The sequence below is a fragment of the Microbispora sp. H13382 genome (assembly GCF_014161445.1).
In the GTDB taxonomy this organism is placed as follows: Bacteria; Actinomycetota; Actinomycetes; order Streptosporangiales; family Streptosporangiaceae; genus Microbispora.
This window is the reverse complement of record NZ_JABBXA010000006.1, coordinates 274,938-288,879: the sequence shown is the minus strand read 5'-3', so window position 1 is coordinate 288,879 and position 13,942 is coordinate 274,938. Positions and strand designations below refer to the sequence as shown.

The 13,942-nt window shown below is 72.0% G+C and carries 17 protein-coding genes; 6 read left to right on the top strand and 11 right to left on the bottom strand.

The window, feature by feature from the left end; all coding sequences use genetic code 11:
* Window positions 1–51: 51 nt before the first annotated feature.
* Entirely contained in the window at window positions 52–999 is a 948-nt protein-coding gene (locus HHX41_RS15425) for an SDR family NAD(P)-dependent oxidoreductase (RefSeq protein WP_182906497.1), read from the top strand.
* A 79-nt stretch (window positions 1,000–1,078) separates the two neighbouring features.
* Here the strand turns inward: HHX41_RS15425 and mgrA are convergent, their stop codons facing one another.
* The 5 genes from mgrA to HHX41_RS15400 form a co-directional block, all read right to left on the bottom strand.
* Window positions 1,079–2,074, bottom strand: a complete 996-nt coding sequence (gene mgrA / locus HHX41_RS15420) for an L-glyceraldehyde 3-phosphate reductase (protein WP_169987760.1) — start codon at window positions 2,072–2,074, stop codon at window positions 1,079–1,081.
* 169 nt (window positions 2,075–2,243) lie between these two features.
* Window positions 2,244–2,906 carry an alpha-ketoglutarate-dependent dioxygenase AlkB gene (locus HHX41_RS15415; RefSeq protein ID WP_182906496.1) on the bottom strand — a complete coding sequence of 221 codons (663 nt, stop codon included), beginning with the start codon at window positions 2,904–2,906 and terminating at the stop codon, window positions 2,244–2,246.
* Between the two features lie 64 nt (window positions 2,907–2,970).
* Window positions 2,971–3,420 (bottom strand): hypothetical protein, encoded by a 450-nt coding sequence (locus tag HHX41_RS15410; RefSeq protein ID WP_182906495.1) that lies wholly within the window; start codon window positions 3,418–3,420, stop codon window positions 2,971–2,973.
* The gene (locus tag HHX41_RS15405) at window positions 3,417–3,839 is read right to left on the bottom strand and encodes an SgcJ/EcaC family oxidoreductase (protein ID WP_182906494.1); all 423 of its coding nucleotides are present in this window, start codon (window positions 3,837–3,839) and stop codon (window positions 3,417–3,419) included. The genes HHX41_RS15410 and HHX41_RS15405 overlap by 4 nt, the downstream gene beginning before the upstream one ends.
* Before the next feature lie 121 nt (window positions 3,840–3,960).
* Window positions 3,961–4,554: a PadR family transcriptional regulator gene (locus HHX41_RS15400; RefSeq protein ID WP_182906493.1), complete on the bottom strand. Its 594-nt coding sequence runs from the start codon at window positions 4,552–4,554 to the stop codon at window positions 3,961–3,963.
* Here HHX41_RS15400 and HHX41_RS41765 point away from each other — a divergent pair.
* Together HHX41_RS41765 and HHX41_RS15390 are read left to right on the top strand one after the other, a co-directional pair.
* On the top strand, window positions 4,520–5,032 hold the full coding sequence (locus HHX41_RS41765) for a type I restriction enzyme HsdR N-terminal domain-containing protein (protein ID WP_182906492.1): 513 nt from the start codon (window positions 4,520–4,522) through the stop codon (window positions 5,030–5,032). The genes HHX41_RS15400 and HHX41_RS41765 overlap by 35 nt on opposite strands.
* A 20-nt stretch (window positions 5,033–5,052) precedes the next feature.
* Window positions 5,053–5,256 carry a hypothetical protein gene (locus HHX41_RS15390; RefSeq protein ID WP_182906491.1) on the top strand — a complete coding sequence of 68 codons (204 nt, stop codon included), beginning with the start codon at window positions 5,053–5,055 and terminating at the stop codon, window positions 5,254–5,256.
* Between the two features lie 17 nt (window positions 5,257–5,273).
* Here HHX41_RS15390 and HHX41_RS15385 read toward each other — a convergent pair whose 3' ends face one another.
* Window positions 5,274–5,501 (bottom strand): hypothetical protein, encoded by a 228-nt coding sequence (locus HHX41_RS15385; RefSeq protein ID WP_169987752.1) that lies wholly within the window; start codon window positions 5,499–5,501, stop codon window positions 5,274–5,276.
* Window positions 5,502–5,667: 166 nt separating this feature from the next.
* On the opposite strand from HHX41_RS15385, the gene HHX41_RS15380 reads away from it, so the two are divergent.
* Window positions 5,668–7,008: a helix-turn-helix transcriptional regulator gene (locus HHX41_RS15380; protein ID WP_169987750.1), complete on the top strand. Its 1,341-nt coding sequence runs from the start codon at window positions 5,668–5,670 to the stop codon at window positions 7,006–7,008.
* Here HHX41_RS15380 and HHX41_RS15375 read toward each other — a convergent pair.
* A complete protein-coding gene (locus HHX41_RS15375; protein ID WP_182906490.1) occupies window positions 6,998–7,690 on the bottom strand; it encodes a hypothetical protein in 693 nt (230 codons plus the stop codon). The genes HHX41_RS15380 and HHX41_RS15375 overlap by 11 nt on opposite strands.
* Before the next feature lie 10 nt (window positions 7,691–7,700).
* Window positions 7,701–8,528 carry an oxidoreductase gene (locus HHX41_RS15370; protein WP_182906489.1) on the bottom strand — a complete coding sequence of 276 codons (828 nt, stop codon included), beginning with the start codon at window positions 8,526–8,528 and terminating at the stop codon, window positions 7,701–7,703.
* A gap of 100 nt (window positions 8,529–8,628) precedes the next feature.
* On the opposite strand from HHX41_RS15370, the gene HHX41_RS15365 reads away from it, so the two are divergent.
* Complete coding sequence (locus tag HHX41_RS15365) at window positions 8,629–9,531, top strand: LysR family transcriptional regulator (protein ID WP_182906488.1); 903 nt, start codon at window positions 8,629–8,631, stop codon at window positions 9,529–9,531.
* A 4-nt stretch (window positions 9,532–9,535) separates the two neighbouring features.
* On the opposite strand, the gene HHX41_RS15360 is transcribed toward HHX41_RS15365, so the two are convergent.
* Entirely contained in the window at window positions 9,536–10,189 is a 654-nt protein-coding gene (locus HHX41_RS15360) for an HAD family hydrolase (RefSeq protein ID WP_182906487.1), read from the bottom strand.
* A 179-nt stretch (window positions 10,190–10,368) separates the two neighbouring features.
* On the opposite strand from HHX41_RS15360, the gene HHX41_RS15355 reads away from it, so the two are divergent.
* The gene (locus tag HHX41_RS15355) at window positions 10,369–11,160 is read left to right on the top strand and encodes a class II aldolase/adducin family protein (RefSeq protein ID WP_182906486.1); all 792 of its coding nucleotides are present in this window, start codon (window positions 10,369–10,371) and stop codon (window positions 11,158–11,160) included.
* Between the two features lie 63 nt (window positions 11,161–11,223).
* Here HHX41_RS15355 and HHX41_RS15350 read toward each other — a convergent pair whose 3' ends face one another.
* Window positions 11,224–12,633, bottom strand: coding sequence for a cellulose binding domain-containing protein (locus HHX41_RS15350; protein WP_182906485.1), 1,410 nt, complete (start codon window positions 12,631–12,633; stop codon window positions 11,224–11,226).
* Between the two features lie 36 nt (window positions 12,634–12,669).
* A complete protein-coding gene (locus HHX41_RS15345) occupies window positions 12,670–13,941 on the bottom strand; it encodes a beta-N-acetylhexosaminidase (protein WP_182906484.1) in 1,272 nt (423 codons plus the stop codon).
* Between the last annotated feature and the right edge of the window lies 1 nt (window position 13,942).

The following is a 13,942-nucleotide window of genomic DNA, read 5'->3' as shown; positions in this document are numbered from 1 at the left end:
GCGAGCGTACAGCTTGACCTAGAGCACGCTCTAGTTCCTAGCGTCCTCCCCATGACGGCACAGCACAGGATCGGCAGTGGTTTCGGCGCCCGCAGCACCGCGCGCGAGGTGCTCACGGGAATCGACCTGTCCGGGCGGACGGCCCTGGTCACCGGGGGACACTCGGGGCTCGGCCTGGAGACGACGCGGGCGCTGAGCGCGGCGGGGGCCCGGGTGATCGTCCCGGCGCGCAGACCGGCGGCGGCGAAGGAGGCGCTGCGCGACATCCCGCGCACGGAGACTCACGAACTCGACCTGGCGGACCTGCGCGGCGTCCGCGTGTTCGCCGAAACTCTCGTGGAGACCGGCAGGACCATCGACCTCCTCATCGCCAACGCCGGGATCATGGCCTGCCCGGAGACCCGCGTCGGCCCGGGCTGGGAAGCCCAGTTCGCGGTCAACCACCTCGGTCACTTCGCCCTCGTCAACCGCCTGCGCCCGGCTCTGGCCACCGGGTCGCGGGTCGTGTCGGTGTCCTCGGGTGCTCACTTCGCGTCCGGGATCCGGTGGCACGACATCCACTTCCGCGACGGGTACGACAAGTGGGCGGCCTACGGGCAGTCGAAGACGGCGAACGTCCTGTTCGCCGTCCGCCTCGACGCGCTCGGGGCCGCCGCCGGCGTACGGGCCTTCGCCCTGTACCCCGGCAGCATCCTCACCCCGCTCCAGCGGCACATCCCCCGTGCGGAGCAGATCGCCCTGGGCTGGGTCTCTCCCGGCGGCGCGCCGGCGGAGGACTTCAAGACGCCGGAGCAGGGCGCGGCCACGACCGTCTGGGCGGCGACCTCCCCCCTGCTCGACGGTCACGGCGGGGTCTACTGCGAGGACTGCGACGTCGCCGAACTCGCCACCGGCGACACGACCGGCGGACGGGTCGCGCCGTGGGCGGTCGACCCCGGGGAGGCGACCCGGCTCTGGGACCTGTCCGCCGAGCTCACCGGCGTCGACGCGTTCTCCTGAGGCGCGCTTCGCCTCCTCCGGCGGCGGGCGGCGGGCGGCGCGTCGTGACGGGCCGCCTGCCGCCGTGACGGCGGGAGGACTACAGCAGGTTCTCGATCTCGGCCAGTTCCTCCGGCGTGAGCGGGGGCGCGTCGAGGGCCGCGATGTTCTGTTCGAGCTGCCCGACCGAGCTGGCCCCGACCAGCACGGACGTGATCCGCCGGTCGCGCAGGATCCACGACAGGGCGAGCTGGGCGAGCGTCTGGCCGCGCTCGTGTGCGATCTTGTTGAGGCCGCGCAGGGACTCCAGCAGCTCCGGGGTGAGCCGGTCGCGCGTGAGGAAGTGGCCGATCGCCATCCGAGAGTCGGCCGGCACCTCGCCGTCGAGGTAGCGGCCGGTGAGCAGGCCCTGCGCCAGCGGCGAGTAGGCGATGCAGCCCGATCCGGCCTGCTCCAGCGTGTCGAGCAGCCCGTCCTCCACCCAGCGGTCGAGCATCGAGTAGCGCGGCTGGTGGATCAGGAGCGGGGTGCCCAGCTCGCGCAGCACGGCGGCGGCCCGCTCGGTCTGCTCGGCCGAGTAGTTCGAGATGCCCACGTAGAGCGCCTTGCCGGAGCGCACCGCCGTGTCGAGGGCGCCCATCGTCTCCTCGATCGGGGTGTCCGGGTCGGGCCGGTGGGAGTAGAAGACGTCGACGTAGTCGAGGCCCATCCGGCTCAGCGACCGGTCGAGGCTGGCCAGCAGATACTTGCGCGACCCCCACTCGCCGTACGGGCCGGGCCACATGTCGTAGCCCGCCTTGGTCGAGATGAACAACTCGTCGCGATAGGGCAGGAAGTCCGCGCGCAGGTGGCGGCCGAAGTTCTCCTCCGCCGAGCCGTACGGCGGGCCGTAGTTGTTGGCCAGGTCGAAGTGGGTGACGCCGAGGTCGAAGGCCCGGCGCAGGACGGCACGCTGCACGTCGAGGGGGTGACCGTCGCCGAAGTTGTGCCACAGGCCGAGGGAGATCTCGGGAAGCAGCACCCCGCTCCTTCCGCTGCGCCGGTACCGCATGTCGTCGTACCGGGTGGGGGCGGGGGCGTAGGGGTTCGGGATCATCCGCGACCTTTCCTCGTGCGACCGTGGCCCGTCCTTTGCCCGGGCCTTGCTCCAGCAGTACCAGGAAACCGCACGTGTCAACGGCCGGGCAGGCGGGGGCGGCCGGACGCCGAGGGCCGGCGGGGTGCGGGCCGGGCAGGTCAGAGCGGGGGCGCCCCGCCGCGTGCCGTCACCGTACGCCTCTCGGCCGGAACTGGACGCTGATGCGGGCGCCGATCACCTTGGCGGACTTCGGGATCGCGTGCTCCCAGGTGCGCTGGCAGCTCCCGCCCATGACGATGAGGTCGCCGTGGCCCAGCTCGTGCCGCAGCGTCGGGCCTCCCCCGCCGCGCGGGCGCAGCAGCAGCGGGCGTGGCGTGCCGACCGACACGATCGCGACCATGGTGTCCTGCGTGCTCCCGCGTCCGATCGTGTCGCCGTGCCAGGCGACGCTGTCCCGGCCGTCCCGGTACAGGCACATGCCCGCCGTACGGAACGGCTCGCCGAGCTGCTCCTCGTAGTGGGCGTTGAGCAGGTCCCTCGCCTCGGCCAGGACGGGATCGGGCAGTTCTTCGCCCTCGTCGTAGAACTTCAGCAGCCGCGGCACGTCCACGACCCGGTCGTACATGTGCCTGCGCTCGGCGTGCCAGGGCACCGCGTCGAGGAGGCGTTCGAAGAGCGCGTCCGCCCCCTCGATCCAGTGTGGCCGGACGTCGATCCAGGCGCCCCGGGCGAGCGGAGTGCGCCGTACCGACGAACCGAGCGGGCCGGCATGAACACCCTCGCCCAGTCCGGGAACCCCCTCGCCCAGTCCAGGAACACAGTCCAGCAGCGACGCCTGAAAAGCCCTCATGGCCCCAGCATATTCAAACATTCATTCGATCATGCCGGGGCTGGAGGGATGGTGGACCATCTGGTCACAGCAGGCGGACGGGACAGCCCAGCTCGCCGCCCACGCGGTCGAGCAGGACGGCGAAGCCGTCGCGCGTCCGCGGTCCGAAGCGCCGGAAGAATCCGTTGGCCAGGGGAACCCCCCAGCGCAGACGCTCGGCCACGTTGCGGACCCGGTGGACCAGCAGTGTGCCGGCCGGATCGGGGGCGAGGCGGTATTCACCGCGGTACCACCAGCCGCCCTGCACGGCCAGCCGGTCCGGACCCACCTCGACCGTCATCGTGTGCGCGGGCGCGGCGAGCACGAACCGGTCCGGTCCGCCCGTGAGCGTTCCGCCGTGCTCAGCCAGCAGGAAGCAGTTGTGCCGCCCCACGGGCCCCGGCCGTACTCGCAGGATGAGGCCGGCCACCCGGTCGACCGGCGCCTCGACGACGCCGCGCACCTCGCACAGCAGGGTCCCGGCAGACGTCGTCACGGCGCACCGATCCGCGTGTTCTGGAACGACGCCAGGCGCCAGCCGTCGCCCTTCCTGACCGCGGTGAACGTCATGATCGAGTCACGGCCCGGATCGGACCCGCCGTCCGGCAGGGACGATCCCCCGGTCGTCACGACCAACGCCACGTCCGGGCTCAGGAGCCGGATCCTCCGCAGCGGCGCCGCGGCGGCCGGCGCGACCAGCCGGGACCCCTTCAGCGGACCCTCGAACAGTGCCCGGTGGCTGTCCTCGATGGCCCGGCGGCCCTCCATGCGCGCCCCGAAGTACGTCACGTAGTCGGCGTCCTCGGTGAACAGCTCCGCGAAGGCGGCGGCGTCCCCGTCGTTCCAGGCCGCGGTCAGCGCGTCCAGCAGGCGGTGGACGTCGTCGGACACGGTTTCCACCACGGTCTCGGACATGGTTGCGACTCCTCTCGGATGACCGCGAAGCCGCCTATCCTTCGGAGTGCGAGCCCTGATCGGCCGCTTCGCGGTGGTCGGGTCGGGCGCCGGCCGGATGTTGGCGCATCCGGCCGGCGCTTCACTGCCGGTCGAGCTGTCCGGCGTTCGTCTCGATGCTCCAGGTGATCCGGCCGGATCGGATCTCGGCGAGGGTCGCGCGGACCCACTCCAACTCGGCGGCCTTCATCGCCCGGTCGTACTCCACTTCGAGGACCAGCACGCGCGGCAGGCCGGAGCCGCCCAGCGTCTCGATGTGCGCGTCGGCGGCGACGATCGCGCCCTCCAGCGTGGCGGCGCGGGTGCTCAGCGCCCGCTCCGCCTCGGGGACGGGAAGGCATCCCATCAGCGACACCGCGGCCAGGAAGACCTTGGTGTCGCCGTCCGGCTGTTCCAGCAGACGACGCAGCCGGGAGCTCAGCTCGGCCCGCCCCTCCTCGGTCACCCGGTAGACCGTGCGTTCCGGCCGGCGACCCTCCCTGCTGGTCTCGACCGGAGCGATGAGCTCGTCGCGGGCCAACCGGTCGACCGCGTGGTAGAGGCTGCGCGGCAGGCCGCCGATGTAGTCCTTGTGCGTGTCGATGACGAACCGGTGCAGCTCGTAGGGGTGGGCGGGCCGCACGGACAGCAGGGCGAGCACCGTGAGCCCGACCAGATCCCTGTCCGCCCGTCCCATCACTCCCCCGTCGTCCTATTGCAATCCGCACTATAGCGAGACGCAATGCGATGGGGAACCCCCCTGCGCCGAGGCACACCAGCGGCGCCGGCACGGCAAGCCCTTCAGCGATCTCATCGCCCGCGATGCCAACGAGGGCGACACCCGCCTGCTCGTCACCGATTTCCTCTGCGAGGGGCTGGGGTACGACAAATACGAAGATCTGACAACCGAATACCAGGTAAAAGGCGAATTCGCCGACTACGGCATACGCGTGGACGAGCAGCTGGCCGCGTTCATCGAGGTCAAGCGGTGCACGCAGAAATTGGGCGTCAAACACCTGCGGCAGGTGCAGATGTACGCGGTGAACGAGGGCGTCGAATGGATGGTGCTGACGAACGGGCAGGTGTGGCAGGTCTACCACCTCACCGGCGGCCTCCCGGTCGTCGTCGGCCTGGCCCTGGAGGTCGACCTCCTCGACCCCGATCTCCTCGCCTGAGCGGCGGAGGGCAGGGGCGGATGGATCTGTTGCAGATCAAGTTCTGGGAAGCGGGCGACTACCGGCCGGGCACGAAGGGGCACGAACGCCGGTGCGGTTGGGGCGGTTCGTCATGCCCGTCGCCGGCCGAGTTCACCGTCACCGATCGCGCAGGCGCCAGCAATGGCGCCTGCGCGGTCCACGTCGTCCACTACATCAGGGACCGTCTGCGGCACGGCCGCTGACCGCGCCGGCGGCCCCGTCACCCGGTGGGCGCGGGGTCGGCGGCGACCGCGGCGGTCAGCTCGGCCTGGGCCGTCAGCGCCGCGGCGAGGGCCTCGGGGTCGTCGGCGTCGAGCGTCATCGCGCATCCCCTGCGGATCGCGTCGAGGTTCACCGGCCCGCGCCTGGTCGCCCACCAGCGGCCGACGTCCGACCGCCAGATGATCCAGCCGGCGTGGTCTCGTGCGATGTCCTCCAGCGTGGTCATGTCACCCATCTCCAACGGCTGCTCGCGGAAGTGGGCCAAGCTAAGCGCTTTTGAAGCGGTTGGAGTATCAGCCAGAGGACGTCCAATCACAGCCAGTAGCCGCGCGAACACAGAATCTCCCGTAGTGTCGGCGTGTCACGCTGACGCAGTGTGCTGGGGGTGCGACATGCCGGCCAACCACCGCCATCCGCAAAATCGCCGGCTCGCGTGGGAACGCCTGCAGCGCGGGTGGTCCTACGAGGAGCTGTGCGAACGCATTCGTACGTCGATGCGGTCGTGCGACGAGAAGGACACCGGCCTGACGGCCAACACGGTCAGGCGGTGGGAAACCGGCGAGCGGTGGCCGGATCCGCGCTATCGCAAGCATCTGGTGACGATTTTCGACAAGCCCGCGAGCGAACTGGGACTGCTCACCCCCGACGAGATGGCCATGCGGCCGGTCACGGAGGTGGTGGACGAGATACGGAGGCTGCTGAGCATGATCGCCGCAGACGGCATCGACCGCTCCACGTTCCTACGGGGGCTCTTCGGCGCGGGCGTGCTCGCCCCGCTCCTCGGTGAGGGCGGCGAGCGTCTTCCCGCGGCGGTGGAACGCGGGCGCGGGGTCGACGCCGAGTCGGCCGAGGCGTTCGCCCGGGTCGTCGACAAGCAGGCCGCCCTCTACTGGACCTCGCCGCCGGACGACATCTTCCAGGCGTCGGTCGCGCACACGCGGCTCGGCATGAGCCTGCTGCGGGGGGCCCCGGAGGGGGCGGTCCGGCACACGCTGGCCGAGGCGGCCGCGCGCTCTGCCCTGCTGTCGGGCCGGGTCGCCTTCTTCGACCTGGACGACGGCCCCACCGCGGCGCGGCTGTACCGGATGGCCCTGTCGGCCAGCCGGGAGTGCGGCGACCACCCGCTCGCCGCCGCCGTGCTCGCCCACGCGGCGTTCGTGCCGGGGTTCGAGGGCAACCGCACGGACGCCCTGGGCCTGCTGGACGCGGCGTTCGCGCACGCCTGGCACGGCGTCGGCCCGCTGACCAGGGCGTGGCTCCACTGCGTGGCGTCGGAGATCTCGGCCCGCTGCGGCGAGCCGAAGGAGTGCATGCGCCACATCGACCGCGCCGACCACATGGTCGACGCGAGCGGCGACGACCCGTCCTGGCTGGACTTCTTCGAGCGGGCCAGGCTCGACGGCTTCGCCGGCTACAGCGCGCTGACCGCGGGCAACCACGAGGAGGCGGCCCGCCGGCTGCGCAAGGCGCTCGACGACCTGGGACCGAACGGCGGCAAGCAGCGCTCGGTGCTGCTCGCCGACCTCGCCGCCGCGCACGCCTCCACCGACGGCGACCAGGCCGCCGAGCATCTCCGGGAGGCGGTCGACGCGCTCGAGGACCAGTGGTACGCGATCGGGCACGACCGTGTCCGCGGCGTTCTGAAGGTCCTGCCGTCCGCGGCGGCCACCCGGGCGCTGGACGAACGGCTGGTCGGCCTCGGCCGCGCCAGGCACCCCGAGCTCACGATGTGACGCGGGCCCCCGCCCGCCACGCCGCGCGCAGCGCCTCGATCTCCGCCGGAGAGCTCTCACGGGCGATGTACGGGATGTCCAGCAGGTGTCTCGTCGCGGCGGTGGACAGGCGCTCGCGCACGACGGCGGAGTCGTCGAGCACCTGGCGGTACAGCGACGCCCCGTCCATGCAGAAGACGTCCACGAGCGCGATCCTCCCGTCCACCGCCCGGCGGACGTTGCCGTGGTTGAGGTCGATCCCGTCCCACCAGGGCGTCCGGGCCCGCCACTCCTCGTCCACCGTGAGGGCGGTGCGCCGTACGGCGTCGAACGCCTCGTCGCCCTCCCCCTCGCGCCATCGGCGGGCCACCTCCGCCGCCTCCTCCGGCGCGGCCGGGGCCAGGAACTCCAGCACCGTGAGCGAGCCGCCGCCGTCGAGTGCCTCGACCAGCGCCACGTGCGGCAGGTACGGGTTGCCGGGGCAGCGGCGGCACAGTTCGAGGAAGGCCGGATAGGCCGGGTCGAACGGGCAGATCCGCGCCGCGAACAGGCCGCGGGGCGAACGCAGCCCGACGGCCCAGTCGCCCACTCCGCAGGGCGTCCAGCCGAGCCTGGCGAGGCCGGCCAGCGCCTCCCGGTGGTCCACCGCACTCCAGTCCCGGCCGAGCAGCGGCGTGATGTCGGCATCGTGATCGAGCTTCACCCCGGCGACTCTAGATGCTCATCGCCCGGCTCAGCTTCTCCCATCGGTCCAGGTCCGCGCGGAGCATCTCGTGGTGGGCGCGGAGGGCGTCCACCGCGTCGTCGCCCAGGGCGAGCCGCAGCGGCGGCTCGGCCTCGTCCAGCACCCCGAGGATCGCCCGCGCGGCCTTGGCCGGGTCGCCCGGCTGGGTGCCGTCCATGCCGTCCACGAAGGCCCTGGTCACGCCCGCGGACGCCCGGTAGGCGTCGATGGGCTTCGAACGGTGCATGCGGTGGCCGCCGAACTCGGTGCGGAACGCGCCCGGCTCGACGATCAGCACCCGTACGCCGAAGGGCGCGACCTCGGCGGCGAGCGCCTCCGACAGCCCCTCCAGGGCGAACTTGGCGGCGCAGTAGGCGCCGAATCCCGGCATGCTGAGCTGCCCGCCCATCGAGCTCATCTGCACGACGGTTCCGCTCCCCTGGCGGCGCAGATGCGGCAGGACGGCCTTGGTCACGGTCACCGCCCCGAAGAACATGACCTCCATCAGCGCGCGCAGGTCGCTCATCGACAGCTCTTCGACGGCTCCCACCGACCCGTGGCCGGCGTTGTTCACCACCACGTCGATGCGGCCGAAGGCGGACAGCGTCCCGGCCACCGCCGCGTCGACGGAGGCGACGTCGGTGACGTCCAGCCGCGAGGCGCGCACCCGGTCGCCGCCGAGCTCCGCCAGGGCGGCGAGCGTCTCAGGACGTCGCGCCGTCGCCATCACGCGGTCGCCCGCGGCCAGAGCGGCCTCGGCCAGCTCCCGGCCGAAGCCCGCCGAGCATCCGGTGATCAGCCAAACCCGTCCGGTCATGGTCCCGCTCCTCGTTTTCCGTGATCAGTGGGACCACTGTCCGCCGTACGAGAACCGCCGCGCCAACACATGTTCCCTGCGGCGGTTACAGTCAGAGCCTGTGACCCCCGAGTTGCGTCATCTGCGGTACTTCGTCGCCGTGGCCGAACGTCTGAGCTTCACCGTGGCCGCGCGGGAGCTGCGCATCGCCCAGCAGTCGCTCTCCCAGCAGATCGTCGCGCTCGAGCGCGCCCTCGGCACACGGCTGTTCGACCGGGACACCCGGGGCACCCGCCTCACCGAGGTCGGGCGGGTGTTCCTGCCCGAGGCGCGCGCGGTGCTGGCCCGGGCGGACGCCGCCGTGGAGACCGCCCGACGTGCCGAGCGCGGCGAGGTCGGCAGGCTGCACCTGGCCTTCCTCGTTTCCACCGCCAACTACATGATGCCGCCGGTCGTCCGCGCGTTTCGGGAACGCTACCCGGACGTCGATCTCGTCACCGAGGCGGTCGGCATCGCCGATCTCGTCGGCGGTCTGCGGGACGGACGGTACGACGCGGCCTTCACCCGGCCGCCGCTCGTGGACGACCTGAAGACGGTCACGCTGGTCGGCGAGCGCGTCTGCGCGGTCCTGCCGACCGGCCACCCGCTCGCCGGGCGGGCCGAGCTGCGGCTGGCCGACCTGGCCGGCGAGCCCTGGGTGCTCACGCCGCGCGGCTCGTGGGAGCCGTGGCACCGCAAGTACGACGAGGACTTCCGCGCGGCGGGCTTCGCGCCGCGGGTGGTGCAGCGGGCCGACGGCGTGCCGAGCCTGCTCGGCCTGGTCGCCGCCGGGGTCGGGGTCACCCGGCTCGCCCGGTCGGCGCACAGCCTGCGGCGCACCGGGGTCGTGTTCGTGCCGCTCGCCGGGGAACGGGCCGAGACCGTCATGGCCTGGCACCCCGGCCGCTACCGGCGGGCCGTACGGAACCTGCTCGACGTGGCGGTGGGACTGGCCGCCGCGATCGACCTCACGGAGGCCGGTTGAGCCGTCAGTCGCCGTTGTGTTTGCGGACGAGCGCGGGAAGCTCGGCCAGCGAGTCGACGTGGAACAGGCACGCCCGGGCCGCCGTCTCGTCGCGGAGGATGTGGCCCCACGGGCCCCGCCGTACGAGGGCGGTGCGCAACCCGGACTTCTGGGCGGGCCGGATGTCGTTGTCGAGGCGGTCGCCCACGTAGAGGACGGACTCCGCCGGGCAGCCGGCCTCCGCCACCAGCCGGTCGAAGAAGGACGCGTCGGGCTTCTCCACACCCCAGCCGTCGGAGGTGCCGATCACGTCGACGGGCAGGTCGAGGGCGCGCAGGATGGTCTCGGCGCGGGCGGTCTGGTTGCCGGCGAGGCCGACGCGCAGCCCCATCTCCCGCAGCTCGGCCAGGCAGGGCCGGGCGTCGGGGTAGAGGTTCTCCTCGCCGAACGTCTCGGCCTGGCCTTCCCGGGCCCGGCGTTCCCGCTCGGCGTGGAGGTCGAAACCGGGCCGGAAGTGCTGGAAGGTGTCCCGGTAGTCGCCGCCGCGCGCGATCACGGCGCCGAACACGGCGGAGAAGGTGTGCCGCGGGACGCCCAGCCAGTCGGCCCAGGTGCCGTACTCGCGGGTCTCGTCCACCAGGGTCTCCCCGACGTCGAAGAAGACGGCCTCCAGCCGCATCGGTACCTCCCGTCTCTCCCGCTGCATGCACCTTACGCGGATTCGGTCGGCCTCCACTGCCCTGTCGGACAGGACCGAAGCCGCCTGCGGCACAGAAGAAGATTCGGCTCCGGCATGGACAGAGGACGGCGGCGGAGGACAGGCTGGACGGGTACGCCTCACGAGCCTTGGGAGCCGCGATGAGCCTGTCCGACCTGCAGCCCGTGCCCGCCGACCAGCTCGCTTTCCGGCTGCCGCCGACCTTCGCCAACGCGGAGGACGAGCGGCGCCACCGCAAGGAGCGGCTCGCGGCGGCGCTGCGGCTGTTCGGGAGGTTCGGCTTCGAGGAGGGCGTGGCCGGCCACATCACGGCCCGGGACCCGGAGCACACCGACCACTTCTGGGTGAACCCGTTCGGCATGTCGTTCAAGCAGATCAAGGTCAGCGACCTGATCCTGGTCAACCACGAGGGCCAGGTGGTGGAGGGCCGCCACCACGTCAACCAGGCGGCGTTCGCCATCCACTCGATGGTCCACCGGGCCAGGCCCGACGTGGTCGCCGCCGCCCACTCCCACTCGGTGTACGGCAAGGCCCTGTCGGCGCTCGGCACGCTGCTCGAGCCGCTGACGCAGGACGCGTGCGCGTTCTACGAGGACCACGCCCTGTTCGACGACTACACGGGGGTGGTCGTGGAGACCGAGGAGGGCCGCCGCATCGCGCAGGCGCTGGGCTCGCACAAGGCGGTCATCCTGCGCAACCACGGGCTGCTGACCGTGGGCGACAGCGTGGAGGCTGCGGCCTGGTGGTTCATCACGATGGAACGAAGCTGCCAGGCGCAGCTCGCGGCCAAGGCCGCCGGGCCGACGGTGCCGATCTCGCACGAGAACGCCAAGCTCACGCACGGCCAGATCGGCAACGACGTCGTCGGCTGGATCAACTTCCAGCCCCTGCTGGACCAGATCCTCGCCTCCGACCCCGACCTGCTCCACTGACGCTTTTCGCACCGAGCACGGGGCCCGGGCCCCGGATGCCGCCGGGGCCCGGGCGACAATCGGCTACGGCATGGGCACGGTGTCCTTCCACGTGGTGCCGGCGCCCCGGTAGGCGTTCACCCTGGAGGTGATCTCGGCCGGGGCCACGACCTCGTTCTTGCTGAAGTAGAACCAGTCGACCTGCTGCGTGTAGACGCGCGGGGTGGCGCTGCCCAGCAGCCCGCCGGAGATGAACCAGAGGTTGAAGTTCACCGACTGCGGCGTCTCGGGGTAGTAGTCGCCGCCGTGCTCGGCGAACAGCGTGCCGTCGATGTAGTAGCGGACCGTGCCCCCGGAGACCTGCAGCACGAGGTCGTGCCAGCCGGCGTAGCTCGCCGTCCGCTCGGTGTGCGTGTTGACCGCGAGCCAGGGCTCGTTGCGGTAGGTCTCCCAGGTCGTGGTGTACATGATCGGGCCCTGCGCGCCCCAGCCGCCGTTCGGCAGGTACTCGAAGTCCTGCTCGCTGTAGTCCGGGTCGAGGTCGTACGCGAGGGGCGTGATGGTGAAGAACGTCTCCACGATGTTGTCCCCGTCCGGTCCGCTGTCGGGGGCGTCGGCGAACTTCACCCGTGCGGCGTACGTGCCCTCGAAGAACTTTCGCTGGTGCAGGAACTCGGCCTGCGAGGTGCCCCCGGCGGTGCCGTCGGTGGCCGCCCGCAGTTGCAGCGCCTTGTTGCTCCCGCTCACGACGGGGAAGCTCACGTTGGACGCGGGCCAGCTCGCGCCGGGGACGCCGGGGCCGCCGCTGTTGGTCCGTACGGTCCAGTTGTGCGCCGCGATCTGCGGGTCCGACGAGGATGCGTACGCGAAGTCGTCGAAGACGACCCCGCTGCCACCGCCGGGGCCGCCCGGCGAAGGCGAGGTGGAGGGCGACGGGGACGGCGAGGGGTCGGTCGCACCCGCGGGCGGGGTGCCCCACACCAGCGTGCCGCCCTGGTGGACCGTGACCTTGTCCCAGTCGCCGTACGTCGTCCGCGCGGGGCCGAAGGAGTAGTCGTCGCTCTGCCGGATCGTCTGCCAGTCGGACCGGTAGAAGCGCAGCTGCAGGTCGCCGGTCGACGCGCCGGGGGCCAGGGTGCCGGAGGTGAAGCCGACCTCCAGGTAGCGGTCGGCCGTGGCCGTACCCGGCGAGATCGTCTGGAAGGTCCCGGTGACGGTGGAGCAGGAGACCACCGCCCACGAGCAGGCGAAGCGGTACTGCTGCGCCGGTGAGTCGGCCCTGAAGTAGTAGCGGATCTTCACTGTGTTCAGCGGCACCGCCGTGGTCCCGCTGTTGACCAGGTCGAACCAGGGCTCCACCTGGTCGGCGGTGGCGCCGGTGGCGCTCGTCTTGTAGCGCAGGCGCAGCGACTGGGCCGCCTGGGCGGGCAGGGCCACGACCAGCGCGGCCAGCAGCACGGCCGCGAGGCCGCCCCATAAGAGCTTTCGTGACACCGCAGTCTTCCTTTCGTGGGGGGTGGGTTGCGGAGTTCAGGGGATGACCGGCCCCGGCCGGACGCCCAGGGACTCCAGATGAGGGGTGAGTCTGCGCAGGAAGTCGCGGTAGTCCCCGGCCGTGCCCCAGGCCACCTCGGCAAAGGCGCACAGCCGAGGGAAGGCCATCGCCTCGACGTGCTCGGGCGTGGGCATGTACTCGGTCCAGAGCTGGCACTGCACCCCGAGGATCCGGCCGGTCGCGCCCTCGGGGGCCGGGGGCGGCGTGAACCCGTAGACGTCGGCGAGGGAGAGCATCCGGCCGTGCGGGCCGGGGGCGTCGGCCGGATAGTCGAGGTAGGTGCTGGTGTGCGGGGCGAGCACGACGTCGAGCCCTTCCAGGGCCGCCCGCGGTCCGCTCTCGTGGTCGAGCCACGTCATCGCCGTGACGCCGGGGGGCCCACCGGGTGTGTCGTACCAGTGGATCGGGCGCCGGCCCCGGGAGGTCACGTACGCGCCGACGGTGGAGATGAACCACGCCCGCGCGGCGTCCGGGCCCGGCAGCCCGAGCTCGGCGATCCGCCGCAGCGCCGCCTCGCTGTGCTCCCACTCGTCCGGCGGGCACTCGTCGCCGCCGAGGTGGACGTACTCCCCGGGAAACAGGTCCATGACCTCGTCGAGCACGTCCCGGCAGAAGCCGATCGCCGCCTCCTCAAGGTTGAACACGTGCGGGCTGATCCCCCACGAGTCCCGTACGGGCAGGCGGCGTGACGGGTGGTTGCCGAGCCAGGGATAGGCGGCGATCGCCGCCTGGGCGTGCCCCGGCATCTCGATTTCTGGCACGATCGTGACGAACCGGTCGGCGGCGTACGACACGATCTCCCGGATGTCCTCCTGCGTGTAGTGCTCTCCGCTGACCTCGGTGAGCCGGGGATAACGCTTGATCTGCAGCCGCCAGCCCTGGTCGTCGGTCAGGTGCAGGTGCAGCCGGTTGAGCCGGTGGACCGCCAGCAGGTCGATCAGCCGCAGCACGAAGTCCTTGGGCATGAAGTGCCGGGCGACGTCGAGCATGACCCCGCGCCAGGAGTGCGCGGGCCGGTCGGTGATCCGGCACAGCGGCGCCTCGGGGCCGAGCGCCGCCAGGGTCCGCTGGCCGTAGAAGCGCCCTGCGGGTCCTCCCGCCGTCAGCTCCGCGCCGTCCGGCGTGACGTCGATCCGGTAGCCCTCCTCTCCCAGCCGGGGATCGCCGGGCGCGTGCCGTACGAGGCCGTCGTGGAGCGTGACGGTTCCCCCGAGCACGGCCGCCTCGCGGGGCCGCGGAATCATCATC